General features: G+C 28.8%; 37 protein-coding genes and 2 pseudogenes. 19 read left to right on the top strand and 20 right to left on the bottom strand.

The window, feature by feature from the left end; translation table 11 throughout:
- Nucleotide 1: 1 nt before the first annotated feature.
- The gene (locus tag B3W71_RS05350) at nt 2-925 is read right to left on the bottom strand and encodes a conserved phage C-terminal domain-containing protein (RefSeq protein ID WP_346887910.1); all 924 of its coding nucleotides are present in this window, start codon (nt 923-925) and stop codon (nt 2-4) included.
- A gap of 359 nt (nt 926-1284) precedes the next feature.
- Here B3W71_RS05350 and B3W71_RS05345 point away from each other — a divergent pair, with 359 nt between their 5' ends.
- The 4 genes from B3W71_RS05345 to B3W71_RS05330 all read left to right on the top strand — a co-directional run bounded on the left by B3W71_RS05345 (nt 1285) and on the right by B3W71_RS05330 (nt 2661).
- Complete coding sequence (locus B3W71_RS05345; RefSeq protein WP_346887909.1) at nt 1285-1728, top strand: hypothetical protein; 444 nt, start codon at nt 1285-1287, stop codon at nt 1726-1728.
- Between the two features lie 128 nt (nt 1729-1856).
- A complete protein-coding gene (locus B3W71_RS05340; protein WP_346887908.1) occupies nt 1857-2096 on the top strand; it encodes a BhlA/UviB family holin-like peptide in 240 nt (79 codons plus the stop codon).
- A gap of 75 nt (nt 2097-2171) precedes the next feature.
- Complete coding sequence (locus B3W71_RS05335; RefSeq protein ID WP_346887907.1) at nt 2172-2396, top strand: DUF1659 domain-containing protein; 225 nt, start codon at nt 2172-2174, stop codon at nt 2394-2396.
- 46 nt (nt 2397-2442) lie between these two features.
- A complete protein-coding gene (locus B3W71_RS05330) occupies nt 2443-2661 on the top strand; it encodes a DUF2922 domain-containing protein (RefSeq protein ID WP_346887906.1) in 219 nt (72 codons plus the stop codon).
- Between the two features lie 440 nt (nt 2662-3101).
- Here the strand turns inward: B3W71_RS05330 and B3W71_RS05325 are convergent, their stop codons facing one another.
- The 7 genes and pseudogenes from B3W71_RS05325 to B3W71_RS05295 form a co-directional block, all read right to left on the bottom strand.
- The gene (locus B3W71_RS05325; protein ID WP_346887905.1) at nt 3102-3353 is read right to left on the bottom strand and encodes a hypothetical protein; all 252 of its coding nucleotides are present in this window, start codon (nt 3351-3353) and stop codon (nt 3102-3104) included.
- 122 nt (nt 3354-3475) lie between these two features.
- Nucleotides 3476-4168, bottom strand: a pseudogene (locus tag B3W71_RS05320) (IS1595 family transposase); the annotation flags it as partial.
- Between the two features lie 55 nt (nt 4169-4223).
- Nucleotides 4224-4772, bottom strand: coding sequence for a hypothetical protein (locus B3W71_RS05315; protein WP_346887904.1), 549 nt, complete (start codon nt 4770-4772; stop codon nt 4224-4226).
- A gap of 460 nt (nt 4773-5232) precedes the next feature.
- Entirely contained in the window at nt 5233-5448 is a 216-nt protein-coding gene (locus B3W71_RS05310) for a hypothetical protein (RefSeq protein WP_346887903.1), read from the bottom strand.
- 15 nt (nt 5449-5463) lie between these two features.
- Nucleotides 5464-5604: a hypothetical protein gene (locus B3W71_RS05305; RefSeq protein WP_346887902.1), complete on the bottom strand. Its 141-nt coding sequence runs from the start codon at nt 5602-5604 to the stop codon at nt 5464-5466.
- Nucleotides 5597-6070: a GNAT family N-acetyltransferase gene (locus tag B3W71_RS05300; protein WP_346887901.1), complete on the bottom strand. Its 474-nt coding sequence runs from the start codon at nt 6068-6070 to the stop codon at nt 5597-5599. The genes B3W71_RS05305 and B3W71_RS05300 overlap by 8 nt, the downstream gene beginning before the upstream one ends.
- A gap of 44 nt (nt 6071-6114) precedes the next feature.
- Nucleotides 6115-7053 (bottom strand): hypothetical protein, encoded by a 939-nt coding sequence (locus B3W71_RS05295; RefSeq protein WP_346887900.1) that lies wholly within the window; start codon nt 7051-7053, stop codon nt 6115-6117.
- A gap of 582 nt (nt 7054-7635) precedes the next feature.
- On the opposite strand from B3W71_RS05295, the gene B3W71_RS05290 reads away from it, so the two are divergent.
- The 5 genes from B3W71_RS05290 (at nt 7636) to arsB (ending at nt 11768) form a co-directional block, all read left to right on the top strand.
- Nucleotides 7636-7959 (top strand): metalloregulator ArsR/SmtB family transcription factor, encoded by a 324-nt coding sequence (locus B3W71_RS05290; protein ID WP_346887899.1) that lies wholly within the window; start codon nt 7636-7638, stop codon nt 7957-7959.
- A 20-nt stretch (nt 7960-7979) separates the two neighbouring features.
- Nucleotides 7980-8348, top strand: coding sequence for an arsenite efflux transporter metallochaperone ArsD (arsD, locus tag B3W71_RS05285; RefSeq protein ID WP_346887898.1), 369 nt, complete (start codon nt 7980-7982; stop codon nt 8346-8348).
- A gap of 80 nt (nt 8349-8428) precedes the next feature.
- Nucleotides 8429-10174: an arsenical pump-driving ATPase gene (arsA, locus tag B3W71_RS05280; RefSeq protein WP_346887897.1), complete on the top strand. Its 1746-nt coding sequence runs from the start codon at nt 8429-8431 to the stop codon at nt 10172-10174.
- A 78-nt stretch (nt 10175-10252) separates the two neighbouring features.
- Nucleotides 10253-10666: an arsenate reductase ArsC gene (locus tag B3W71_RS05275; protein ID WP_346887896.1), complete on the top strand. Its 414-nt coding sequence runs from the start codon at nt 10253-10255 to the stop codon at nt 10664-10666.
- A 46-nt stretch (nt 10667-10712) separates the two neighbouring features.
- A complete protein-coding gene (gene arsB, locus B3W71_RS05270; RefSeq protein WP_346887895.1) occupies nt 10713-11768 on the top strand; it encodes an ACR3 family arsenite efflux transporter in 1056 nt (351 codons plus the stop codon).
- A gap of 142 nt (nt 11769-11910) precedes the next feature.
- Here arsB and B3W71_RS05265 read toward each other — a convergent pair whose 3' ends face one another.
- The 3 genes from B3W71_RS05265 to B3W71_RS05255 form a co-directional block, all read right to left on the bottom strand.
- Complete coding sequence (locus tag B3W71_RS05265; protein WP_346887894.1) at nt 11911-12633, bottom strand: DUF5714 domain-containing protein; 723 nt, start codon at nt 12631-12633, stop codon at nt 11911-11913.
- Nucleotides 12634-12886: 253 nt separating this feature from the next.
- Nucleotides 12887-13429 carry a hypothetical protein gene (locus B3W71_RS05260; protein ID WP_346887893.1) on the bottom strand — a complete coding sequence of 181 codons (543 nt, stop codon included), beginning with the start codon at nt 13427-13429 and terminating at the stop codon, nt 12887-12889.
- Between the two features lie 8 nt (nt 13430-13437).
- A complete protein-coding gene (locus B3W71_RS05255) occupies nt 13438-14037 on the bottom strand; it encodes a hypothetical protein (RefSeq protein WP_346887892.1) in 600 nt (199 codons plus the stop codon).
- A 78-nt stretch (nt 14038-14115) separates the two neighbouring features.
- Here B3W71_RS05255 and B3W71_RS05250 point away from each other — a divergent pair, with 78 nt between their 5' ends.
- From B3W71_RS05250 to B3W71_RS05240, 3 genes are all read left to right on the top strand, one after another.
- Nucleotides 14116-14622: a GNAT family N-acetyltransferase gene (locus B3W71_RS05250; RefSeq protein ID WP_346887891.1), complete on the top strand. Its 507-nt coding sequence runs from the start codon at nt 14116-14118 to the stop codon at nt 14620-14622.
- A 24-nt stretch (nt 14623-14646) separates the two neighbouring features.
- On the top strand, nt 14647-15342 hold the full coding sequence (locus tag B3W71_RS05245; protein WP_346887890.1) for a cadmium resistance transporter: 696 nt from the start codon (nt 14647-14649) through the stop codon (nt 15340-15342).
- A 397-nt stretch (nt 15343-15739) separates the two neighbouring features.
- Nucleotides 15740-16246 (top strand): HD domain-containing protein, encoded by a 507-nt coding sequence (locus tag B3W71_RS05240; RefSeq protein WP_346887889.1) that lies wholly within the window; start codon nt 15740-15742, stop codon nt 16244-16246.
- Nucleotides 16247-16673: 427 nt separating this feature from the next.
- Here the strand turns inward: B3W71_RS05240 and B3W71_RS05235 are convergent, their stop codons facing one another.
- Complete coding sequence (locus B3W71_RS05235) at nt 16674-17168, bottom strand: hypothetical protein (protein ID WP_346887888.1); 495 nt, start codon at nt 17166-17168, stop codon at nt 16674-16676.
- 657 nt (nt 17169-17825) lie between these two features.
- On the opposite strand from B3W71_RS05235, the gene B3W71_RS05230 reads away from it, so the two are divergent.
- Entirely contained in the window at nt 17826-18032 is a 207-nt protein-coding gene (locus tag B3W71_RS05230; protein WP_346887887.1) for a hypothetical protein, read from the top strand.
- Nucleotides 18033-18197: 165 nt separating this feature from the next.
- Here B3W71_RS05230 and B3W71_RS05225 read toward each other — a convergent pair whose 3' ends face one another.
- Both B3W71_RS05225 and B3W71_RS05220 read right to left on the bottom strand, forming a co-directional pair.
- Nucleotides 18198-18569: a hypothetical protein gene (locus B3W71_RS05225; RefSeq protein WP_346887886.1), complete on the bottom strand. Its 372-nt coding sequence runs from the start codon at nt 18567-18569 to the stop codon at nt 18198-18200.
- Between the two features lie 168 nt (nt 18570-18737).
- The gene (locus B3W71_RS05220; RefSeq protein WP_346887885.1) at nt 18738-18929 is read right to left on the bottom strand and encodes a hypothetical protein; all 192 of its coding nucleotides are present in this window, start codon (nt 18927-18929) and stop codon (nt 18738-18740) included.
- A 350-nt stretch (nt 18930-19279) separates the two neighbouring features.
- Between B3W71_RS05220 and B3W71_RS19250 the strand changes: the two are divergent.
- The 3 genes and pseudogenes from B3W71_RS19250 to B3W71_RS05210 all read left to right on the top strand — a co-directional run.
- Nucleotides 19280-19363 (top strand): annotated as a pseudogene (locus B3W71_RS19250) (hypothetical protein); the annotation flags it as partial.
- A gap of 70 nt (nt 19364-19433) precedes the next feature.
- Complete coding sequence (locus tag B3W71_RS05215; RefSeq protein WP_346887884.1) at nt 19434-19904, top strand: NUDIX hydrolase; 471 nt, start codon at nt 19434-19436, stop codon at nt 19902-19904.
- A 64-nt stretch (nt 19905-19968) separates the two neighbouring features.
- Nucleotides 19969-20706: a sugar phosphate isomerase/epimerase family protein gene (locus B3W71_RS05210; protein ID WP_346887883.1), complete on the top strand. Its 738-nt coding sequence runs from the start codon at nt 19969-19971 to the stop codon at nt 20704-20706.
- Nucleotides 20707-20841: 135 nt separating this feature from the next.
- Here the strand turns inward: B3W71_RS05210 and B3W71_RS05205 are convergent, their stop codons facing one another.
- From B3W71_RS05205 to B3W71_RS05195, 3 genes are all read right to left on the bottom strand, one after another.
- Nucleotides 20842-21051 (bottom strand): hypothetical protein, encoded by a 210-nt coding sequence (locus B3W71_RS05205; protein ID WP_346887882.1) that lies wholly within the window; start codon nt 21049-21051, stop codon nt 20842-20844.
- A 27-nt stretch (nt 21052-21078) separates the two neighbouring features.
- The gene (locus tag B3W71_RS05200; RefSeq protein WP_346887881.1) at nt 21079-21408 is read right to left on the bottom strand and encodes a hypothetical protein; all 330 of its coding nucleotides are present in this window, start codon (nt 21406-21408) and stop codon (nt 21079-21081) included.
- An 82-nt stretch (nt 21409-21490) separates the two neighbouring features.
- The gene (locus B3W71_RS05195) at nt 21491-22033 is read right to left on the bottom strand and encodes a GNAT family N-acetyltransferase (RefSeq protein WP_346887880.1); all 543 of its coding nucleotides are present in this window, start codon (nt 22031-22033) and stop codon (nt 21491-21493) included.
- A gap of 321 nt (nt 22034-22354) precedes the next feature.
- On the opposite strand from B3W71_RS05195, the gene B3W71_RS05190 reads away from it, so the two are divergent.
- Nucleotides 22355-22819, top strand: coding sequence for a hypothetical protein (locus B3W71_RS05190; protein ID WP_346887879.1), 465 nt, complete (start codon nt 22355-22357; stop codon nt 22817-22819).
- A gap of 204 nt (nt 22820-23023) precedes the next feature.
- Here the strand turns inward: B3W71_RS05190 and B3W71_RS05185 are convergent, their stop codons facing one another.
- On the bottom strand, nt 23024-23632 hold the full coding sequence (locus B3W71_RS05185) for a hypothetical protein (RefSeq protein WP_346887878.1): 609 nt from the start codon (nt 23630-23632) through the stop codon (nt 23024-23026).
- A 356-nt stretch (nt 23633-23988) separates the two neighbouring features.
- Between B3W71_RS05185 and B3W71_RS05180 the strand changes: the two genes are divergently transcribed.
- Both B3W71_RS05180 and B3W71_RS05175 read left to right on the top strand, forming a co-directional pair.
- Nucleotides 23989-24627 (top strand): HD domain-containing protein, encoded by a 639-nt coding sequence (locus tag B3W71_RS05180; RefSeq protein WP_346887877.1) that lies wholly within the window; start codon nt 23989-23991, stop codon nt 24625-24627.
- An 81-nt stretch (nt 24628-24708) separates the two neighbouring features.
- Nucleotides 24709-25059: an inorganic pyrophosphatase gene (locus B3W71_RS05175; RefSeq protein ID WP_346887876.1), complete on the top strand. Its 351-nt coding sequence runs from the start codon at nt 24709-24711 to the stop codon at nt 25057-25059.
- 187 nt (nt 25060-25246) lie between these two features.
- Here B3W71_RS05175 and B3W71_RS05170 read toward each other — a convergent pair whose 3' ends face one another.
- On the bottom strand, nt 25247-25639 hold the full coding sequence (locus B3W71_RS05170) for a GNAT family N-acetyltransferase (protein WP_346887875.1): 393 nt from the start codon (nt 25637-25639) through the stop codon (nt 25247-25249).
- Nucleotides 25640-25711: 72 nt separating this feature from the next.
- Nucleotides 25712-26437: a class I SAM-dependent methyltransferase gene (locus B3W71_RS05165; protein ID WP_346887874.1), complete on the bottom strand. Its 726-nt coding sequence runs from the start codon at nt 26435-26437 to the stop codon at nt 25712-25714.
- Between the last annotated feature and the right edge of the window lie 171 nt (nt 26438-26608).

Here is a 26608-nt window from a genome sequence, read left to right as displayed (position 1 = left end):
ACTACATGTCCTCCTCTAAAACCATATTGCGTAGCCTTTCCTCTAGCTCAGCTTTAGGCTTTTCATCACTACTGACCACATTTCCCCTTTTGAAGCCTCCATCTACATGTTCTTCCCTCCCTTGATTTAAATAAGTCTCAAACTTATTTCCAAATAGGGTAGTTGGAGCTAGATATTGCTGAAACTTAGTGCCTGTCCATCTTGATTTCATATTGTCTATAACGGTTTTAAAGTCCTCTACAGTAAACTTTTCATTAAGCCTTGCCTTAATAAGTCTAGTAGTTGACTTCGTAGTACTTTTAAAGTTTTTTTCTGTTTTTAAGTTTAGGTACTCGATTATTTCAAAAGCCGTTTTCTGAAAGGAAACAGTATTTTTTATATTTTTTATATATGGATCTTTAGTAGAGGGATTATTTGTATCGGATTTAAATCCATGCCCCCTAGCATTTTTATTCTCCTTATGTGCATTTTCGTCTACACTACAGAAGTTCTCCTCTGAATTGCAAGCCTCTTCATTCACACTACAGAATTTCTCCTCTAAATTACAAGCCTCTTCATTCACGCTACTAGAAGATCCCTCATCATTTTTATCTTTGTCTCTAGTTATAAGTTCTTTATAATTTTCACCAATACCAAAATAGGAGTATGTACCCCCCTGTCTCACCACTATATGGGTAAGTATCCCTAAATCTCTTAATTTAAAAAATCTAGATTGTACCGTATATTTTTTCATATTTAACATAGGCAATTCCTTTAAAACTCCCTCATAACTAACCCAATAATAATAATCTCCATTTAAAACTTTGCATACCATTTTTCCACTTTTTTTAAAATCAATAAAATATCTGAGAATAGCTGCATCCACAAAATCTAAACTGAACTTAATTAATTTATCTTGTCTAAATCCATTAACTATATGTTTCATAAATATCTCTCCTTGTAAATTCATTTTTAAATAAATTATTTATCTAAGGCATCTTCAAAAATAAGTGAGTCAGAATGCTAACACATATTTTTCATATGTTAGCCTTCTTTTTAAATATGAAATATGCAATTTTTATAAATATTACCCCACTTTTTTAAATTTTTTATATAAAAGTTTTTACAAATTTCCCTATAAAACTTTTTAAAATTTTACCTATGGAACTTTTTAAAATTTTTCCTATACAACTGGAGAAATAGTTACATTGGGAGCTATTTAAATATTTAAATAGTTTTATTTAAGTAAATTTTATTGATAAAAGCATATTTATTAAGTGTTGATTAATTTAAAGGAGGATTACTATGAAAAAATATGATAGATCTAAAAAATCCGCAGAAGAATTTAATATTGAAGATAATTCAGAGGAATTTAACGGTATATGCGATGGTATCTCTGGAACTCCTATATCATCCTTTACTTTTGATAATGAAACATCAACTAAGGAAACATTAACTGAAGAGAAAGCAGCTGAAGTGGCTTTAACCAACTCAACACTTTTTAATAAGGATGACACTAAGGCTAATGATAAAAACAAGTCCAATCTCTTTAAACCAACTCCACCAGTAGATGGTGAAGCCCTTAATGTTCAAAGGTCTTACAAAATAAGAAGGTCTACAGCTAGAATGCTTAACGAAATTAAAGCAATTCATCCTGATGTTAATGTATATATGAATATCATTGTTGATGAATCCATTAGAAATTATCATGACTATATTTTTAATAAAGGTGGTAGAAAAACTTTATAATTCATGCATTTATGCATTAAAAATCATTAAATTCTTTTCCATGAATTTTTATAAATGCATATATGTTATTAGAGAGGTTTTTAACATAACAAAATTCATATTTAAATTGAAGATAAGGAGGGTTGTAGGTGGAAAATGAAATGATAAAACTAGCTATGTCTCAAGGGATATGGGCAGTGATTAGTGTTTCTCTATTATTCTATATTCTAAAAAATCAAGAAAAAAGAGATGAAAAACAGGAAGAAAGAGAAAAAAACTATCAGGATATAATCTCAAAGATGTCAGATAAGTTAATCATAGTGGAAGACATAAAAAAGGATGTTGGAGACGTGAAAGATTATATAATAAAAAATAAAAATTTTATTTAATTTTCATTTTTCTTTCCAATAATTTTATAAGGTGCATATTTACTTAATGAGATCATTAAATAGGAGGTGAATTTCATGGCTATAAATAAAGTTTTAAGTACTACTTCCTTTTATATAGAAGTAGAAAATGGAGTGGACAAGACTGGAGCTAAAGTTTATAAGAAAAAAACTTTTTCTGGAGTTAAACCTAATGTTGACCCTGAAAATATTTTTCAAGTAGCTGAAGCTATCAAAGATGTTTTAAATGCTTCTGCTAGAGATAGTTACTTAAATGAATCTTCAAAATTAGTTAATGCTTAATAAGCTTTAACTCTACCTAAAATTGTAGAAAGGAGGAAACTATCATATGGATTATTCACTAACCATGACCTTTATCAACACTAGTGGAGATAAAGTAAATTTATCTATTTCTGGAGTTAAACCAGATATCACTGAAGCTCAAGTAGGAATCCTTATGGATACCATAATTGCTAAGGATATTTTCCTTAGTAACGGAGGAGTTCTAGCTTCTAAATATGGAGCTCAACTTACTCAAAGACAGAGTACTAAATTTGATCTTAGATAAGAGTGAATTATAAAATAGTATATGGGCTTCGTAAAATAAACTAATCTAAATAAATGCTGAGCATGCACTTATATTATTGAAGTGCATGCTCAATATCTTATATAAGATTTAGTGATATATTTTGTGAAAGCCACTATGTATACTTAGCCCTGAATTATTCACCAAATTTATTTTGAGTATCTATCTTTAAAATTATGGTATTTAAGATAAATTTGATGATTATTTTTTTGTTTTAATTTATGAATTTTACATATGAAAAATTTTATTTGCATTAGCAATACTTTTCACCATTCATGAAACATTGATACACTTTCTGAATAAATAAAAATCACATGTAAGAATTCAAATATTGGGCTCTGTTTTGAACAAGTGTTGATAATGGAGCGTATAAAAGTGGACAATTTGAATTGTCCATTTTACTTTTTAATCGTAATATTAAATTATTCGTTACTTTTCATAATATAAACACCATTTGGATTATTTAAAATACACTTTTCAATTTCATTTATTTCAGTAATGGCATCTTCCATTGTAGAGTACATACCTAACGAAACCCTATTAGAAGAGAATATGCCATCAGGTGCAAATCTCCCCCATATAATTGCTTTATTTCTTTTGTCTCCGAAAATAGATGCAACTTCAACTTTAATTACATTAACTAACTCTTTTCTATCTTGCGTTCTAATCCACATAAAATCACCTCACTTTTTAGTTATACATTTGTATATTAGTAAACAATTGTTCAATATTGTATATTCTTATTATACATAATACATGGATTATAATTCCAGTATTTATGAAAATAAAATAAATTTTATACAAATATAGGTTGTCTTGTCTTAAAATCCTTAACCATAGTATAACTATGGACTATACTGCTATGTACAATTAAATTTTTAGTTCGCACAGTTTCCTTTTCTATATTAAATGTGCTTATCCATTTATGCCATTTAAGATAATTACTTAGGTATTTCGTTGCAACTCCATTAAACCTACTCATCCATCTTTTTAAATTGGAGTGAAGGCTGTTGATGTGTTGGATATGGTATATATCCTCTTTATGTTTACCTCTTTTAATTCTCTTATGTTCTAATTCCATATCTATAACAAATTGCATATAACTCTTGTGGGAGTCTGTACATAGAATAGAATGTTCCCCTATACGATTACCATACAGACGCTCCAATTCATCAGAAGTCATTCTACCAGTACATAATAACTCTATAATTAAATTACCTTGCCTATCAAGAGCAATTGCAACACAAACTTGTTCTTTACTAATACCACGCTTTTTAACTTCTTTACCTCTATGGCGAGAAGGTCTTGGCATATTTGCAGGTTTAGTTCCTTTATATGAATAAGCAAAGAAAACTTCGTCTGCTTCAACTATACCGTCAACAGAGCCTACCACAAGAAATTCACTAATACAGTTAAGTATTTTATGTCGCCAGTAAAAAGAAGTTGCAATATTAATTTCTACGATTTCAGCAGATTTTCTTATCGAGTATCACATATCAACATTCATTTAAAACAGAGCCAAATATTTTAACAAATTATCAATATTAGCAATTACATATGAAACTTAATGCTTTATTTAATTTATCAGGCAGGTCTTGTGGAATATCATGTCCTATTCCTTTATTAACATAGAATTTATAGGGGAGATTAACTTCTTCAAATGCTTTAATCATTTCTTCTTGCTCTTCCAATGGGATTATAATTTCTCCTTCTATAAATATACCCCTAACCCCCCTTTCGGCAGCAAGCTTAACATTTTCCTTGATAAATGATTTTGGAAAATCTGGGCCTATGGTAATAAAGCCTTTTATAGGAATAACATTAGCAAATATAATATCTAAAGCCGTTATTGCTCCTCCAGAAAATCCTCCAATTATTACACACTTCTCGTCAATAGAATATTCTTGTAATATTAAGTTATAACATTCTTTAATGTCACTCCTTGAAATAGGTGGATTGATTGTCCAACTGAAACCATTATGACGGTATAATTGGGAATATTGAACATACACAAAAATAAAATCTTTTTTTAAAAACTCATCAGGCTTCCAGTACTCACTAAATTCACCTATGTTCCCTGGATCACCATGCAATGAAATAGTTAATAAATTTTAATGTTTTTTTCCTTTAAATTATTTATAAAAGCCTCAAATTTGTTAGATATTTTTCTGCAAATTAACAATAACAAACTTGAGACTTCTTTATATGCTTTTTTACTTTTTAAGTGAAAACTAAAATCAAATCAACCACAGTTATAATGCCATGCTCCGCATAGCTTTTATTATAGAAATATCTTTATCTTTTCAAAAGCTCTCCATATATATTGTCATTGATTATATTTGTATAATCTTTATTCATCTTACATAAATGCTCATTTAAAAATGCAACTATAATATTATTTATAATATTATGTGCTTCTTCTATTGGTAGCATTTTATCATCTTGTAATTCTGGATTAATTATAAAATAATCAGAAAAGGTCAAATGCTCTGTTTTACTTAATTTAATAAAGGATTGATAGTTCTCATCTAGATATTGATCTAGCTGTTCTTGTCATTTTTCTTGTTTTATTACAGTATGATGTTGGCCTACTATTAACTTTTTAAATGTTTCACCATCAAGTTTATTCTCATTTTTTTCTATGAAAAACTTCATTCTCTCCTCATATCCATTAAGTTCTTTTCTAAAATTTAACAAATGCTTATTAAGCTTTTTCCCTTCTGATATCTCCTTACTTAAATTTATAAATTGTATAGATCCATCTAACATAGATAACCTTCCTATTTATAATAAATTTTTCTTTTTTAAAGTTTTAAAAGCACTTACTATTGAATATTTTATAGTAAAAAATAAAGCCACAAATAGTATTGCTGGATACATAATAAAAGAAAACAATTCTCCAATGGTTATTAATACATTATTCATAATCCACTCCTATAATCTTTTCATACAGAATATCATTCTCTGTTTGTCCTATTTGTTTGTATCCCATCTTTTCATATAAATGTCGATTTCTAGTGCTAAAGATTGCCGTTGACAATGACCATATTTTTATATTTTCATGTAGCTTTTCCATAAGTTTAATTGCCCTTACTCCATATCCTTTATTTTGATGCCTAGGAATTATACAAAAATCCTGTAACTCAAAGTGATCAGGTCTATCATCTGTTTCATGATCTAGCCAAAATGTTCCTATTATTTCTCCATCTAACATTATCTTATAAAGAAGATATCTATTCACGCACCATGAGATAAAATCTATATTCCCAATATATTTTAAATATCCCCCTCTTCCTTCTCCAAATCTAATGTCTTCATCTGTATACGCAAGCCTTCTAACTTCAATTATTTTCTCAGCATCATCCATATTGACTTTTTCAAGGTATATCATAAAACCCCTCCATAGATTTACATTATTACTAATATGGTTCACTTTTAAGCTTGTTCAATAACTAATTTAATGTTTTCTTCTGTTTCACCTAAATCATTTTCTATATTATTTAATTTCTCTTGTAGTGAGCCCATTATATCTTCCACTCTTTTTCTAACATTATTTACACTATCCAGAGATTCATTAATTTTTGACTGTACAATCCAATCAGATATTAGATTATCAAAGAAATAATCTACAAAAGTTTCAAAAGAATCTACATTTATATCTATATCTACTTTTAAATCTACATCAGATAATTCTTTTTCAAAGCGTATTAATGCAATTTTTGCGCTATGGGCATATTTCTTAGCCTCATCAATACTAGAGTGTTTAACTGCTGTGGCTATCAGTCCTCCTCCTAGCATATCCCAGGTTCCCCATCCCTCTGCACTATTAAGAGAATCTATGACTTTACTTAGTTTACTCTGTGCTCTATCTCCTGCTGAAATTGCTTCCTGTACTTCTTTCTTATTTGCTTCAAGATTAGCTGAGTTATCCATAAGTTTATGTAATTTTTGAGAATTACTATCCTCTAACTTCAATATAAATTCTTCTTTACGTTTTAATGTAGCTTCATATTCTTCCTGTGCATCAAGCAAGCTATCTAATGAAGTTTTATAAGATTTCAGTTCTTTTTCTAGATCTAAAACTGATTTAGCACACTCCTCATACTTTAATCTAGAAGCAAGTAATTCTTGCCTTTCTTTTTCAAGTTGCTTCTCCTTACTTCCAAGTATAGAATAAAATATACTTGTAATACTTAATGATTCAAGCTTTTTAACATCCTTGTCTTCATCTTTGAAAATATCTTCTAGCTCTACCTTTCTATCTACTTCCTTTTGCAAAGCTTCATTAGTATAGTTAATTAACCCTTCTAATTTCTGCTTTCTATGCAATTTCTCCTTTGCATTTATAAGTTCCTTGTTAAGAGATTCAAACATAAAAAACTTCCTTTCCCCTTCTAGCTTTATATAATAAGATTTAGGCATCTGAAAATAAATAATAANNGATAGTAGCACTATCTAAGGGTTCTGTTGACGCAGTATAACACAAAATAGACGAGCATTCTGACTTATTTATTTTTTGAAGATGCCTTAATATAATTTATAAGTATATCATTACATTTATTTTACATATTTTCAATATATATATTTTAGTTTCAAAATTATTATTTATGGCATTATACTATAATTTCAATTAGAGGTACGGCAACTATTCGTGTAAAAACAGGTCACTTTCCATGTACTGTATATTGTAACATTATGAAAGTTGATATAGATAATTCTGAACTAAATATTTTGGGATTTATCATTATACATTAATGTGGAAAGATAATATTATACCTAACTACCTTATTTTTATATTCACATTTTCTGTAATACTTGCATAATATAAATACATATATAGATAATAATGAATGTTGCGTATCATGACATATTGATTTGACTAATATATATTGACAATACATAGATATAAATATATATTAAGTATATAGACAACCATCTATGTAAGGAGGTGATTAAATGAATATGAACTATGATGAAAATGCAAAAATTATCAAAGCGTTATCTGATGCAAATAGATTAAAGATAATAGATATACTATCTTGTGGTGAAAGATGTGCTTGTGATATATTGGACCATTTTGATTTTACACAGCCAACATTATCACACCATATGAAGGTATTAATAGAATGTGAACTTGTAGAATCTAGAAAAGAAGGCTTATGGAATTATTATTCCATTAACAATTCTAAATGCAATAAGCTTATTTTATTTCTTATGAATCTTATGACAGATACAGATGATTGTATTTGTAAAGATAAATCAAAATGCGAATGTAAATAAATATAGGAGTGTGAATTAATATGAGTAAAATTGAAATTTTTGATCCAGCAATGTGTTGTTCAACAGGAGTATGTGGTCCATCAGTAGATAAGGAGCTTTTAAGAGTTGCTACAACTATAAATAATCTTACTAAGAAAGGTGCTGATATAGTTAGACACAACTTAACTTCAGAACCGCAAGCCTTTGTTGATAATCAAAAAGTAAATGATCTTTTAAATTCAAAAGGTGTAGACGTACTTCCAATAACTTTTGTTGATGGTGAAATAGTAAAAACTAACTCCCATCTAACTAATGCAGAATTTGCAAAGTATTCAGGACTTCCAGTTGAAATTGCTTTGAACAAAGATAACAAAGAAGGCGGTTGTTGCTGCAAAGGTGGATGCTGCTAGTTAATGGTACTAATCGTGTCCTTATTCATACCGAAATCACTTACTTTTATGCAAAAGTTTTTAGAAAGAAGGAATTTAAAATGAATAAAATGTTTAATCCAGAAGAATTGGATTTAACTAAATATTTATTTTTTACTGGGAAAGGTGGAGTAGGCAAAACTTCAACAGCTTGTGCTACAGCTATGTCTTTAGCTGATAGTGGGAAAAAAGTAATGCTAGTAAGTACTGATCCTGCTTCTAATCTTCAAGACGTTTTTAATACAGAATTAACTAATAAAGGAACAGTAATAGATTCAGTTCCAAATCTTACTGTAGCAAATTTTGAACCTGAAAAGGCAGCAGCTGAATATAGAGAAAGTGTATTAGCCCCTTATAGAGGTAAACTTCCAGAAGTGGTTATAAAAAATATGGAGGAACAGCTTTCAGGATCATGTACCGTTGAGATTGCTGCATTTAATGAATTTACAGGCTTCATAACTGATAAAGAAACATCAGAACAGTATGATTACATTATATTTGATACTGCTCCAACTGGGCATACATTAAGAATGTTACAACTTCCATCAGCATGGAGTAATTTTATTAATGAAAGTACTCATGGGGCATCATGTTTAGGTCAACTTTCAGGCCTTGAAAGTAAAAAGGAAGTTTATAAAGAGGCAGTAAATACATTAGCTGATAAGGATAAAACTACACTTATTCTTGTATCACGCCCAGAAGTATCACCATTAAAGGAAGCAGAAAGAGCGTCTAAAGAACTTCAAGATTTAGGAATAAATAATCAAGTTTTAGTTATAAATGGTGTACTTGAAGACCATAATGATTATCTTTCTGATGCCATTTACGAAAAACAACAAAAGGCTTTAATGGATATACCAGAAGGTATTAAAAATATTAAAACCTTTAAAATTCCACTAAGACCTTACAATGTAACAGGATTAGAAAATGTAAGAGCCTTTTTAAAGAGTAATAATATTAAATATAATGATGAAAAGTTAAATGTGAGCAAGATGAATAAACTAAACTCTATAATAGAGGATTTATATAACAATGATAAAAAAGTAATATTTACAATGGGAAAAGGCGGTGTAGGTAAAACTACAGTAGCAGCTGCAATAGCATTAGGACTTGCCAAAAAGGGTAAGAAAGTACATTTGACTACTACAGATCCGGCAGCACATTTAAAGTTTGTACTAGATGAAAAGTATGGAATTACTTTAAGCCATATAGATGAAAAACAAGAATTGGAAAAGTACAAAGATGAAGTGTTAAGTAAAGCAAGGGAAACTATGGGTGAAGATGATATTGCTTATGTTGAGGAAGATTTAAGGTCACCTTGTACCCAAGAAATTGCTGTATTTAGAGCTTTTGCTGACATTGTTGAAAGATCAGAGAATGAAGTTGTAGTTATTGATACAGCACCAACTGGTCATACTCTACTTCTTTTAGAGTCTACTCAAAGTTATAATAAAGAGATTCAACGTTCACAAGGAGATATCCCTGCATCAGTTAAAAAGCTTTTACCTAAACTTAAAAATGAAAATTATACAGAAGTTCTTATCATAACTCTTGCTGAAACTACTCCAGTATATGAGGCTATGAGACTTCAAAATGACTTAAAAAGAGCTGGTATTCATAGCAAGTGGTGGGCTATTAACTCAAGTTTTTATGCAACAAATACAACTAATGAAATATTAAAAGTAAAAGCAAGCAATGAAGTCCAATGGATTAATAAAGTGGATGATATATCTAGTGGTAATTTTGCAGTTATAGAGTGGATACCTGAAGAAGTTAAGGGAGAAAAACTTAACGACTTAATCCACTAGAAAAAATCCACTGCAAAATAAGAGACTTTTGCAGTGGATTTTTAAGTATGTAAAACAATTTATACGGAGGATGATTTTATGAAACCAAAGGTAGCATTTATATGTGTACACAATTCTTGCAGATCACAAATGGCAGAAGCGTTAGGAAGACTATTTGAATCAGATGTATTTGACTCATATTCTGCTGGTACTGAAACTAAACCTCAAATAAATCAAGATGCAGTAAGAATTATAAAAGATATGTATGGAGTTGATATGAATGAAGTGCATACATCTAAGCTATTAACTGATATACCAGAAGTTGATATTGTTGTAAAAATGGGCTGTAATGTTGTATGTCCTTTCTTACCAGCTAAGCATACAGAAGATTGGGGACTAGATGATCCAACAGGTAAGAGTGATGAAGAATTTATTAAAACATCAAAAATCATAGAAGAAAAAATAAAAGATTTATCAAAGCGAATTAAAAGTAATGAAATTGATTTAAGGTAATAATTTATATTTTTATTATAAAATTTTTTATAAAGGAGGATTAATTATGGATTTAGAAAATCAAGAAAAAAATAAAGGTATTAGATTTTTTGAAAGGTATTTAACAATTTGGGTGGGAGTATGCATGATAATAGGAATATTAATTGGCAAGTTTATTCCTATTATACCTAACTTTCTAAATAAATTTCAGTATGCAAATGTCTCTATTCCAATAGCAGTACTAATTTGGCTAATGATTTATCCAATGATGATGAAAGTAGATTTTCAAAGTATTAAAAATGTAAGAAAAAACCCAAAAGGACTTTTTGTGACATGGGTTACTAATTGGCTTATTAAACCATTCACTATGTTTGGGATAGCGTCATTATTTTTTTATGTTATATTTAAAGGATTAATTCCAGCAGATCTTGCAAAAGATTATCTTGCAGGAGCAGTATTACTTGGAGCAGCACCATGTACTGCTATGGTTTTTGTATGGAGCCATCTTACTAAAGGAGATCCTGCATACACAGTCGTTCAAGTGGCAACAAATGATCTAATTATTCTTGTTGCATTTATACCTATTGTTAAATTTTTATTAGGTGTAAGCGATGTATCTGTTCCTTGGGATACACTTATTTTATCTGTTATTTTATTTGTAGTAATTCCATTGATAGGTGGAATTTTAACAAGAGTGTTTGTTACTAAGAGTAAAGGACACGAATATTTTGAAAAAAAATTTATTCCAAAGTTTAATAATATAACAATTATAGGATTACTAGTGACTTTAATAATTATATTTTCATTCCAAGGTGATGTAATTATTGAAAATCCATTACACATTATTTTAATTGCGATACCGCTTATTATACAAACCTTTTTAATTTTCTTTATTGCATATATAGCAAGTAGAATACTAAAGTTGCCTTACAATATTGCTGCACCTGCAGGTATGATTGGTGCATCCAACTTTTTTGAACTATCTGTAGCAGTAGCAATTGCTTTATTTGGTACCGCTTCTCCTGTTGCACTTGCAACTATTGTAGGAGTTCTTGTTGAAGTACCTGTTATGCTTGCATTAGTTTCAATAGCTAATAAAACTAAACATTGGTTTAATAGTTAAAATTAAAATAAATAGTATAGAAAACCTTTATGCTATGGAAATATATCCAGATGAAGCAACTAATGAATATAAAAGTTACAGCTAACAAATAAAAGTATCTCCTTCGGGAGATACTTTTTATTTTCTACTACAATATATATAACTAATTTTCTTGTAAAGCTACGATGCTTTCATTATAAAATTTACATTTACTATTTAAGCACTCTTTATTTAAGTTACTAAAGTTACACTTTAGAGCTATAGTTTTGTCTAGTTCAACATTTAGATATTCTTTAGTAAAATCTATTGCTGTTTCTATAGCTGTAAAAGAATCTCTTTTACAACATCTTGGTCCTCCATATTTACTAATGCTCTCCAAAGCTTTTGATGTCATTAAATTACAAAGTCCCCATTCTTCCTTATTCATAGGACCTGATTCTTGTATTAAGCTAGTATAAATGCCGCAACCTACACCAGCTCCACATGCTCCATAAAATCCACAAAATCCCCCTAATACGTTCTTAGCTCTTTTTTGGCATTCATTTAGTAAATTCTCTAATTTTTCTTTTTCCTTAGTTTTATTTAAAAATGCAGTACTTAATACAGCTGGAACTAAGTAGTGGTGTTCTGGTCCATGCATCTTGATAGCTGGATGCTTCATTAAATCTAATGCCATTTCTAATGGATTTATACTATTAGTATTTAAACAGTAGCTTGTTATAGCTGTATATGCATCACTACTATGACACGCATCACATACATAGTGTCCATTTTTGCATACTATAGCTGACTCATATGCCTTTTTACAGAAATAACAAACTCTTTCTTTACTTTCATTTTCGTAAAGCACCTCTTCATTACAAATTAAACAATTAAACTTATTCATTTTTAATCCACCCCTTAATATGTAAAACTACCTCTTTATGATCTCAAATATAATTATACATTTCTTTCATTATATCAAAAAAAGTTGATATGAGACATATACTGTGGCAGATATAATGTTCATATTCTTAGCTACTAAATAGATTCTTTATCACTTCTTCAGATAAGATTTTATTTAGTTGGTTTATATTTACATCATAGAAATTCCACTTACCTTCAGATGTTTCATTTATTAAATTTGCAGTGAGTTCAATTTAAATAAGCTGTACTTTTCTATATAATTTAGACATTATTTTTGTATTAAGTAGTCCTGGGTTAATTCTCCCAACTTCGCTTAGATATTGATTGGCTTTCATTTTTACTTTATACTTAAACTCGCTAAATGAAATGATTGTTTCTTTCCAAGTCGGATATTTAAACTCCTCTTTTTTAACTGTAATAAGAAAAGCACCATTGCTTTCTTCCCAATACTTAGCAAAACTTACTGTTAAAACATCGTCATTTCGAATAAATTCAAGCCAGCTGTCAACACACTCTATTTCTTTTAAAGCAACATATTTTGATTTTTCTTCTAATATCAATATTACTTCCATTAATAAATCAAACCAAAGTGTTATCAATTCATGGCCTACTTCAAATTCATTTAACTTATTATCATGATAATATCCCTCAATGTTTCCATCAAAGTTAAGAGCAAAGAAACCCTCAACGTCAGCTCCATCAGCATCAAACTGATGTGTATTAATATTACTTAAATATTCTAACTCATCTACAATCCTAAAATTAATATCAAACATTGTATCACCTACTTTCCGAAGTTTATAATTTCATTATAAGTAAATTTATGATTTCCAAATCCAGTTGAAAATTTTCCTTCCCCCATAAATATATTAATTTCTTCTCCATATATTTTATAAGTATGATATCCATCTATTACAGCATCTTTATAAGCACTATTTAAAGCATTTGTAACCTGTTCTTCAGTCCAGCTTGGATTAAAAAAGGATTTTTTGCTTAGAGACCCTTCAACAACTTGTTTTGCATACCTACTAACCATATGGTCATTCATTAGATGCTTTAAAGCCTTACTGCTAAGGTCTCCAATAGCTTCAGCCGCTCCCTTAATTCCACCTTTAAGCTTTATAGCCTCTGCTCCTTTTTCTGCATCCTTGACTATTCCCCCAACTTCATCTCCGTATTTTATTACCCCTATCACCGGAACAATTCCTATAGCATATAATGTTGTTTCAGCAGCATGTCCCCATGACCATTGCCAATACTTAAAATCATGACTTAAATCTCTAATGTCTGCTGGTAGATCTATATTAAAAAATCCAATTACAAAATCTCCTGCTACTCCTAATGTATTTATTGAATCAGTATACTTTCCATATAACTGTAACATTCATACAATTAATATATAAAATGGTGTATAATTATTTTAAAAGTTAAAGTAAAAAGTATCTATAATTATGAGGTGATGATGTTGGACATTGAGTTAAAGCGCGTTAATGTAGAAGATAAAGAAATTCTTAAAAACTTATTAGAAAAATATGATTATGAGTTTTCTCAATGGGATAATAGAGATGTGAATAAGCTCGGACTCTATGGTTACGATTATCTTGATTGTTATTGGACTGAGGAAAAACGATGGGCATATTTTATTGAAGTTGATGGAAAGTTGGCTGGATTCATTATGGTAAATAATTATCCTGAAGCAGCTGAAGAAACAGATTATTCTTTAGCTGAATTCTTTGTTATGTACAAATATAGACGTTGTGGTGTTGGAAAGCTTGCTGCAATAAGAATATTTGATATGTTTCATGGTAAATGGCAGTTAAAAAGGCATCCTAAAAACATTGCTTCAGTACACTTTTGGAATAACGTTATATCTGAATATACCAAAGGCAACTATCGACTTATAGAATCCTACCCTAATTCTGAATATGATGATGGAACTTTAGGAGATTTATTTTTCTTTGAAAATTAGTATTTTATGTAAGAGGTGACTTTATTGATTAGTACAATAATAACAGCCTTTGTTTCATTTGCTAGTACCAATATTGATGATATATTTATACTCACACTATTTTTCTCACAAATAAATAGTGATGTGAAAATAAAACATATTGTTATTGGACAATATCTAGGCATTGGACTTTTAACTACAATAAGCATTATAGGAGCTTTAGGTGTATCTGTAGCTCCAAGTGAGTATGTTGGATTTCTTGGATTGGTACCTATCTATTTAGGAGTAAAGGCATATTTTGACTATAAAAAAGAAGATAAGGATAATAAAGATGTGAGTAATCAGGAACTTCAAAATAACGCAAATATTAGGAGTATCGAAGTTGAAGAAACAACTTATATACAAGAAAAACACACGCTTAATTTTGCTAGGAACTTTATTAATCCAAGTGTTATAAAGGTATTTAGTTTGACACTCGCTAATGGCGCTGATAATATTGGAATTTATGTACCTCTTTTTACAAGCATGAATTTGATGGGTATTATAGTAACAGTAATAATATTTATGTTTCTAATCGCACTCTGGTGTTTTATTGCTTTAAAACTTTCAGAACGCTCTTTGATACAGAAAAATATTGAAAAATATAAGCATATCTTCATTCCAATAATATTTATATGTCTAGGAGTTTTTATCTTAAAGGAAAGTGAAACCATAAGTTTCGTCTTTAAGAAAGTGCTTTAATCATTACACAACCTTTTTAATTAAGTATAGTAAAAACAAAATCGAATAATTTCTTAAGAAACCGTATTATCCAGAAATGGCTATGCGGTATTTTTACTTTGCAATTTAAGTATATGATAAATCAACTAATAAATTTTGATGGGGCTTTTGCAAAATAAGCTAATCTAAATAAATATTGAATAAGGTGTAATTATTAAATCCTATGCACAAAACAATAAATCATAGACTACATAAATTATATGTAATCTATATGTAAAATAATAAAAATCATCGGGTGTATAGGAATGCACACAAGATATAGAAAGGAAGTGAGCTTTGGTGAGGAGTTGGTACTTACAATACATACTCTCATTAAAGATAGATTATGAATAAAATAAATACTCAATTAGAAGGTTTGATGAATAGTGCCATAGAATTTCTAGCAGTTTCATTAAATAGCACAGGACATAATAGTAAGCCAGTTCTTCTTCATAGTATTAGAGTTGGTTTCTATTTATATGAAATGGGATATAGCAAGGATATTTTTTTAGCAGGTTTATTACATGATATCTTAGAGGATACTGACACTCCAATAAATGATTTATGTGATAAATTTGGATCTAATGTAGCTAAAATCGTATCTGCAGCATCTTTTAATACATCAATTAATGATAAAACTGAGCAGTTTCAGGACATGTTTAATATATGCTTGAATTGTGGAAAAGAAGCATTAATCGTAAAAGCCGCAGATATTATGGACAATAGCAACTATATTAATTTAGTAACTGATAGAAAAACAAGAGATTGGCTTTTATTTAAAATGAAGAGTTTTATAAATATATCAAAAGAAATGATTCAAGACGAAGAAATATGGAATGATTTAAATAGAAAACATGATAGTTTGATAAATGAGCTTAGTGACTAACCTGTGAAATTATGAAATAAGTTATAAAAACTTGCTCATTAAAAATTGAATAATACCATATTGGAATATTAATACAATTATTATATAAAGTGGTGTTCATCTTGTTTTGGTGTAGTACTTGATCCGTAACCAACTAATCCTAATATCATTACTCCGCATAATAATAAACTTAATATCTTCTTCATTGAATAACCCCCATAAATCTGTATTATATCTTTAATTGTATATTAAATTGATAACTTGTTGATATTTACAACACGAGGTGATGATATGGAAATAATGAAATCTATAACAAAAGCAGTATTACCCTTAGGCTCTATACTTGGTATATTTGCATTCTTTATGGTGTTATCATTATTACCTATACTGGCAAAATAAAAAAGGTAGAAAGTAAAATTACTCTCTACCTATTTCCTATGGGTGATGATTAGTAAGTTAAATTTACTGTTGCATAATCAGTTTTTACAACTCCGGTTGTTGCAACTCCTCTAATTGTTATTTCATGCTTTCCTGGTGTGAGATCTTTTATAACAATTGTTTTTATAATTGAGCTTCCAGAAGTTTGGTAATCTAAGAAATATACCTTTGCATTTGTATCAACTGAATCTGTAGTTCCCAAGTTTACGCCATCAACAGAAACATATGTGTTTCCAAATACACCTGTCCATTTAAATGTAACAGCTACATCTTTCGTTTTTAAATTTATAGTTGGATGGTATGTGTTAGATTGATAGTTACTTGCCTTCCACATTTGGTAACTATTATCTGTACTTAAATTGACAGCTTCACCAACTTGCGTTACGCTAAAAATTGGAGTTGTTGCTGCATAAGCACTGGTAATAGGTGCCAACGACATTGTAACTGTTAATACTAACATTAATAATAAAGCTTTAACTTTTCTGCCATTTAAAATTTTTTTCATGATACAACCTCCTGTTTTGTAAATTTATATCATTATAACATATATTATACAATTTCGTTTACATATTTGATAAATATTATACTTAGAGTAAATTATTAACTTTAATGTATGGTATATTATGCATTATAAAGGATAAAACTGTATCATAAAATATGATTACAAATAAAAAGTATATATTATCCTTAGTATATAACCTACATTAAATGTCTATAATTTAATTAGATTTATTCTCCGAATATGTGCTACAAAAGAAAAAAGGCTAGTAGGGATTTCACTCCCTACTAGCTTTATAATTGTTATACAGTATTAGTTGGTATTACCAATAATTAGAACTCCATGTTGTATCTAAATAATGCGTATACCTTATATCAATAATATTGTATTTGCTTTTAAATTTGCTGATATCTTCATAACTAGTACCATATTTAAGATCTTCATGAAATTTTGGACATTTAATTATATCCATTTTAGTTTTTTTAAACTCATAATTTAGGTTACAAAAATGAAAGATTACTGCAATGAATATCAATATTTATTATTATAACTATTTGATATTATAAAAGAAAACAATATTAAAAAGATTTTTCTCTATATATTATTTTAACGATATGACATATTTATAACTAAATTAATGATTTAACAAAAGGGGGGGTTAAAATGAATAATCAGCTTTTATTTATGATTTCAATTTTTATATTTTTTATAGGAGCCTTCTTAATAGGATTATCTGGAATAGTTTATGAGTGGCGTGCTTTTACTAATAAAAAGGCTTGGAATGGATTAACAAGACCTTTATTATTTATTGGGTTACCTGTTACTCTAATTGGAATTGCACTTATTTATTTATTTTATCCATATAAGTAAGTTAGAATGAAAATAAAGAGATAGTTTAGATATATATGATATTAATTAACCATTCACTTTATTTTATACAAAAATAAGGCTAGTGAGGATTGCTCCCTACTAGCTCTTATAATTTAATATGAATTATTTAAGATGTTATTCTAAATAAAATCATATGTTTAATCATTAGATTATTCCTAATGATTGATTAACTATTCTATTTGTTTTTGTTGACATAATTATTATTTTTTTGTATAGTTCATTATCATTATATCCTTCATTCAAGTATTTGTTTTCATAATACTCAAACGGTAAATTGGAGTTATTAGTATTTAATTCTTCCGCTAACTTCCTATCTGCCATTAATTTTCTAGCTTGGTCTCTATACTTATTCCTTAAAGAATGTGCTTGCATAGCCTGTTCTTTTATGGATAATGATTTATCTATTTCATTAATAATATTCTCATCATGCTTATTGTACCATAATCTTACTTCTCGATTATTAAGCTTACCTATAAATTCCTTATACTTACTAAAATTATTTGCTGTTCCTACCATTTTAACCTTTCTAATATTATATCGTAACTATTAGTATATCATAATTTGTAAAACTCATCAAATCATGTGCTCTACACATTATTTGTAAATATTATAATTAAAATCTTTATTCTTGTTTAATTCATAAAAAAGAGAGTAGCAAGAATTAATCTCACCACCCTTTAAATGTTATCTACCTAGACTTTCACAATATGCAATACACTTATTTAGTGTATCTTTTCTATGCTCTCCTTGGATAACCACATTAGTGTAACCACTTTTACCCTTTGCTTCACCTACTGCAATTACTGTTTTATACATATTATAGTAAGAATATGGTCTTGTACAATTTATAGTTGGACAATTAAACCTATCCGCCATAATCTCCGCAAAGTTTTGATCCACAGAATTTGAATATTGAATAATAGAATTTCTAGCAGTTTCACTAAATAGCACAGGGCATAATAGTAAGCCATTTCTGCTTCATAGTATTAGAGTTGGTTTCTATTTATATGAAATGGGATACTTTGCTAAAGGAGTTTAGTGACTAACTTGTGAAATTATGTAATAAGTTATGAAAACTTGCCCCTTAAAAATCGAATAACACCATATTGGAATATTGATACAATTAATATATGAAATGGTGTATACTTATTTTAAATAGCCAAGTAAAGATTATTTATAAAATTATTGAAGATAGCAAACTATGAAATATTTAGGCTGTACCCTTTTATCATACAATGGGATTTAAAGATTTGGATAAGCAACAAACTTTTCAAGAAATTTTATTTACACCAATGGTATTTATATTATAAAAAATAAGACAAGCTATGTAGGTGTAATTTATTTTCAAATAAAAATTATTTTTATAATTGGGGGTTTAAAATGGATTGTGGATTTGTAAACGAAAATGGATGGTTTAGATATCGAGCAGGAGCAATTATTATAGAAAATGGACATGTACTTTTTGCAAAGAATGAAATAGATGATTATTACTACTCTATAGGTGGTGGTGTTCATCTAGGAGAAAAGGCTGAGGATGCGGTAAAACGTGAGGTTTTAGAAGAAACAGGCGTAGAATATGAGGTTGAAAGATTAGTCTTTATTCATGAAAACTTTTTTGATGGAACAGGAACCTTATATGGTTTAAAGTGCCATGAAGTAGCCTTTTATTTTTTAATGAAGCCTAGAGGCAGCCAAAATCTGAAGAGTAATAGCTATACACAAGGTGTTCGGGAATATATGCATTGGTTACCTATTGAAAAATTAAAAGATTATGTGGCCTATCCAAGCTTCTTTGCAGAAAAGCTATTATGTATTAGTGATACTGTTGACCATATTGTTACATATGAATAATGAGCCTCTTCTATGTAAACTTAATATATGATAAATAAGTTTTTAGAAAGGATGGTGTATATTAATGATAGAATATGGGAGAAGCATAAGGTGGTTCAATGATTATAAAAATGAAGTAGAATTTTCAAAGTCAAATAAATTTGAGTTTATGCAAATTTGGTTTGCAAAAGGTGAATTAGTACTTGATAAATTATTAGCTCCAAAAGAAGAACAAGTTCTAAAATCACAATTTCCAGTAATAATCCATGCAGTTTATGATATTGATGATTATGATAAATATAATGATGAATTAATTCGCATATTAAAATATTTAAATCATAAGGAAGTTATTATACATCCTGTATGTAAGTCCGTTCCCGTAAATTCAGAAACTATATATATACTTGCAGAGAATATTTATAAAACAAATCAACTACTTAAAAAGAATAACATAAAGTTATACATTGAGAATAATAGTGTGATTGATAAAATTAACTATACACCTGATGACTTAAAAATAATATTTGATAGAAATCAAGACGTTGAGTTACTTCTTGATATTGCCCATATAGATGATTATGATCATTTGCAAGAAATTCTTAAAGTGAAATTTCCTAAGTGTTTACATATAGCTGATAAACGTTTTAGTGTAGAGCATGAGCATCTTCCAATAGGACAAGGCGACCTGGATTTTGAACTAATTTTTCAAAATTATTTAAAGGGATATGATGGAAAAATTATATTTGAAGTCGTGGATACAGATGAGGAAGTTATACACTCTAAAGATATAATGGAAAGCATAATTTATAGTAATAATTTTTAATAAATACTATTATATTTAATGTTTATTTCTTATAAGATTTCATATCTAGAAAAGGAATGATTTTAAGGGAAGTCACTTCGATTTGCCTTCCCTTTGTTTATACTTTATTGAAATTTTAACCTACCTATGCCTTGATTAGAATTTCCAAAAATAAATTATTCTTGGACCTTTTGATACTCTCTCACCAGTTCTTGGTATTTTTATAACCTTAATAGGTTCCACATTTAAAGTCCATTCTGATATAATCTTTTCGTCGATCATATGATGTTCTGGGTAATTTGCATTATCTTTCGGGCAATCCCACATATATGGGAAGCTAAGTATTGCCATCCTAGAAGTTCTCATTACTTCTTTAAATGCCTCCTTTTGTTTTCATTCTAAGTGTTCCCACACTTGTAGCACAATAAATAAATCATATTCTTTCTCATTTACTGGCCATGGAATTATTGTGGCATCATGCTCATACTCTTTAGCAACATACTTCTCTGGTCTCCCCCATACATCACTCTCCGGCTTAATCATAACATCACAATTTTTTACAATAGTTTGAAAGGATGGTCCTAATTCTAATACCTTTTTTATGTCTTCATTTTCCTTGATAATATTTATAACTTCACTAAAATAAGCCCATCTACCCTCGTAATATTTACCAAGTGAACCTTTTAATAGCTCTTGAAAATCGAAATAATTCATTAAATCCATAAAAGTCCTCCTTAAATTTACTTAATAAGTTGGAAATTATATTCAATTAGTATTATTTTACGTATTCCTTGCCCATTTTATCTTATACATATTTCTTTAGTGACTTCTCCATATTTCTTTTCATTGATAACATATCTGCTACGAAAATATCTACTAAAAGCTTCTCACCCATTTGATACTCTTGTCTATCAACCTGCATAGCAAACTTACGATAAAAGTTATTAGATGGTGCATAATGATGATTATAGATAACAATTTTCTCTATTCCCTTTGTCAAATAGAAATCTAATATATAAGTAATCATCATAAGTGAAATTCCCCTGCCTCGCTGGTTAGGATATACCCAAAGACCGTTCAGCTCTATCCCCTTTTCTTGTATATCAAAAGTCTCAGCAAAACTGGCAAATGCAACTCCTAGCATCTTGCCATCCTCAAATGCACCAATTAACAGACGAATATCATTATTTTCTTTAGCTGTATTCATCCACTCTATCCAAAAGTCCAATTCTTCTGAGATTGATAAAGTATTTTCAGCCTTACCAGCTAATTCCTCTGTCCAGCACAAAATTTTTAACTCTATGGCTTGTTTCATATCCGATTCCGTTAATTCTCTAATCTTAATCATGGACTTATCCTCCAATTATGTATTCTAATCCTTATTTATAAGAAATCATTTTATCCTCCATATAATATAGCCTCAATCAAAATCAATCCATTTTATACATATTATAACACCTGGTGAATTACTATACTATTTGATTTTTGATTTTTATACTTTATAGATTAGTTTATAATAGGCAAAATTATGGAACAAGTTATAAAAATTTGTTCTTTAGCAGTGAATAGTAAAATATCATAAACTTAAATGTAATTTATGTATAAATTGGTATATAATTATTTCATATTGATAAATACAAATTACTTAGAAATTAGGAGGAGTATCATAATGACTATTATAAACATCGCTATCTTACTATTATTTATTTCTATTACGTTAAAAGAATTAAAGCATATAAAAAGCTTAATAGTTCCAACAAGGAAAAGCCTCCCAGAAATTATTACTATATTATTTAGTATTATTGTTATTTCATCAATTACATATTTATACGCTAACTCCCCTATACATTATATAACTGGTGTATTAGGTATTTTTATGTTTATATGTATGTGGCTTAAAAAAGGAATTGTCCCACAAGGATTTATAAGTATGTCCCGTGGTCAAGAGCTTATAGCATGGGATAAAATTGAAAGAGTTATAATCCTTAGTTCAAAAGATACAAAAGTTAATTTATTTGGCAGCTTTATGGAACAGACATTTAATTTTAAAAATGATGATTATGATAAGGTTATTGATATTTTAAAAGAAAAGCTATCTTATAATGCAGACATACAAATAATTAAAAAAAATTAGTACATGCACTATTAATCTATTAAATTTAAATTAACCCATTAAAAATATTTCTCTATATCTTTAATATCTTCTAAATCAAATATATCTGTAGCTATTACATCTATAGTCTCCTCTGGTAATTTTCTTATCTTTTCTTTCAAATAAAAATAGTAGTTCCATACATAAATGGATAACTACTATTTTAAATATTTTAATTTTTATTATTTATTCTTTACCTAATGTTGAAGAATCGCCACTTTCAATGACTTCTCCAGTATCTTTATCTTTAAAGTTTACTATAGTTTTTACTGTATCAGAAGATTGTCCATTCATAGATTGATACATATTTCCAGACATATAAAACCCTACTGCTACAAAAGATTGAAGTCCTCCATAAGATGCTTTATCAACCTTAATATCAAATTGTGTCAAGTCATCATTATATGTTATCTCTGTAAAAGAAGGATAACTTTCTTTATTAGCTAAAGTATCTTTAATACTTAAATCAACCGCTTCCTTCATGCTATCCAATAACGCTTTATGGGTTTTCTTATCCATAATGTATGTTACAGAACCATCATCATTAACTTTAACTTCATGGACACCTTTTGCTTTTGCCCCTGTCTCTACAGTGGACATATCAGAGCCTTCAAAAAATGCTGCAGGCAATGTTACTTCAACATCAAATAGATTTTTTTCTGAAGAAATCTCTCCCCCGTTACTTTCTGTTTTCTTTTCTGCCTTAGCACCATCGTCTGAATTCTTTGAACCACATCCTACCATAGTGATTGCCATTGTTGTTACAATCAATAATGCTAAAATTCTCTTTTTCATAAGTCTTTCCCCCATCTATAGTTAGTTATTTATCTATACATTTCAACTTTTATGCACTCCTATAATTTTAAGAAGTAGCTTTAACTGTCGATATATAGATTACTTAATTAAGTATATCATACAATATATAATTTTTTTACTTCTATTTTACATAGTAGTGTCAGTATATATTCACATTTCTTCAAAGCACCTATTAAGATTTGATTGGATAATTCTTTAATAAGCCCTATAACCTCGGATACACCCTGGTTATAAAGACATATATTGTACAAAATAAATCCTTTGTTTACATAAAAAGTTATATATGATAAAATTATTAAGAACAAATGTTCTGTGTATTTGTAAGGAGGTAGCTTATGGTGGAAAAAATAAAAAAACTTTTGGGGGCCAATATAGATATAGACTTAATAAGTAATGGGAAAATGGAAATGGATATGATTGAGAATATAAAAGAGGATATAAAAAGAAGATGTGAAAGTCCAAATAATTTTTTTGGTGCTGGAAGTTATGAACATATTGAAAGTGTAGCGAAAAATGCTGTTAAACTAGCTAAACTATATCATGCAGATGTTGAAGTATGTGAGATTGCAGGATGGCTCCATGATATAGCTTCCATTACTGATTATAAGCTATATGAAAATCATCATATTCATGGTGCAGATATGGCAGAGAAGATTCTAAAATCATATGATTATCCAGCAGATAAAATTGAGTTAGTTAAATTGTGCATATTGAATCACCGTGGAAGTGTACTAAGAGAAAAAACAACTAAAGAAGAAATATGTGTTGCTGATGCTGATGCCATTTCTCATTACGATACATTACCATCACTATTCTATTTGGCATTTGTTCAAAGAAAGCTGAATATTGATGATGGAGTAGAGTTTGTTAAAAGTAAACTTGAAAGAAGTTATAATAAAATGTCTCAAGAGAGCAAGGAATATTATCAAGATAAAAGAAATATGATTCAATCTATATTAAGTAAGAACTTTTAATTATTCTTTGAGCCCTATACTATGATTATATGTAATATTATTTACTTGAAAACTTTAGTATTTATTGTGGAGGAATAATTCATGGAACATAATACAGAATTTTGGAATGCATTAGATAAGCTTATACAGCAATCTGAAATTATTATTGATAGACCAAAGGGGACACCACATCCAAGATATCCAGATTTTATCTATAAAGTAGATTACGCCTATCTTAAGGATACCTCCTCAATGGATGGCGGTGGAATTGATGTCTGGAAAGGAACAGATAAAAATCAAAGAATAGATGCCATAATGTGTACCATTGATTTAACAAAAAAGGATTCAGAAATCAAAATATTAATTGGATGCACTGAAGAAGAGAAGAAAATAATTTATCATACTCATAATGATTCATCATGTATGAAAGGTATTTTAATTAGAAGGTTATAAATATAGTGTAAAAGTAAACCAGTCTATTTTCTTCTAAATTAATAATATGATATTTTGGAGTTACTTCTAATAATAACCTTTTATTTAAGAAATTACATGCTATTATCAAATATACTTTTATATGCTGTATGAAAATAATTAAAAGAGGAATCATTTTCCTCTTTTAATACATACTAAATGAACAATATTACCATTTAAATAAAGAAATAAACCCCTTGTTACTTCTTGATAATCCAAATTTAGAATAAAATGATTCTTCGGAAGGCTTTGTTAACAAAATAGGACTTAAGTTATTTTCCTCAAGAAATTGCATTAAATTTTCCATTATACTTGTACCAATTCCTTTACCTTGATAGTCTTTATGTACAAGCAATCTTAATATATAAGCATGTTTGATACCATCAGAAAGTATCTGTACAAATCCTATAAGCCTATTTGAATCATCTCTTACAGTAATCCATCCCCAAGATAACCCTAGGGATTCCTCTAATTTTTTAGATGAACTTAATCCCCATCTGATAGTTTTTAATAGATTATTTAATTCATTTACATCAATTTTAGCGTTTCTTTCAATACGCATAAAGCCACACGCTCCTCTCATAATAATTCCATAATTAGATTACCCTGTCTATCAACAGTCGTAGAAACCCATTCAACTTAATTTTCTTAATAAAATGTGATTATAAAAAGCTATATTTGTATAATCCTCTATATCACAGACCTTCATCTCAAGGTTAAACATTTTTTCTTGCCAAGTTGGGTCATATTTAACTTCATTATTGGAGTGTAACCCTGAAAATATTCTAATTCCAAGAACCCTTTCAATATTAATGTCTAAATCATCTATCCACTCTATAACATCATTAATATCATAATAATTTACTTGTCCAAAATTCATTGCCTTAGCTGCTTCTCCCTCAAGTAGAGCTATTGCTTCATCTATATTGTTTTCAAAAACAGCCTTCTGCATAATTCTTCCTAAGTGATTATGCTTTACTATAGACAGTACCCCATTTGGTTTAAGAACACGGTAAAATTCTCTAAATATTTCTTTTCTCTCCTCTGCATATTCAAAAACATTGTGACATACTATAACATCAAAAGAATTATCTTCTTGTTTTCTTAATTGATCTATATTTCCAATAATTTGATTATAATCATTATCACATATTCTCATATCTATCATATCTACATTGGGTTCTATTGCTATAACCTCATTGTCTTTTGCTAAATGGTTTGCTGTAATTCCTAGTCCACTTCCAAAGTCAAGGATTTTGGAGTCAGTTATTTTAGGTAGTTGCTCCCAAATTAATCTATAAAATAGTACTGACCAAGGCTCCTTCATATTTTCAATATATGCTTTAAAATCATTATTCATTTCGTTCCTCCATCATATAAACAAAGTTCTTTGCTTCAGAGGGGGTTTTTTCTCCCACTGAAGCTTACTAACAGAATTCTTAGTATCAGTATTTTTGATACTTAGAAATCGTTGTCCTTTAGGGGAAATCGTTATCCAGGGTCGTAGCCGCTCTTTACTCCAACTTTGAAG

Source organism: Clostridium sp. UBA1056, from assembly GCA_002316385.1.
Classification (GTDB): Bacteria; Bacillota; Clostridia; order Clostridiales; family Clostridiaceae; genus Clostridium_J.
Note: the sequence above shows the minus strand (reverse complement) of the source record. Positions and strands in the feature narration are given on the sequence as shown.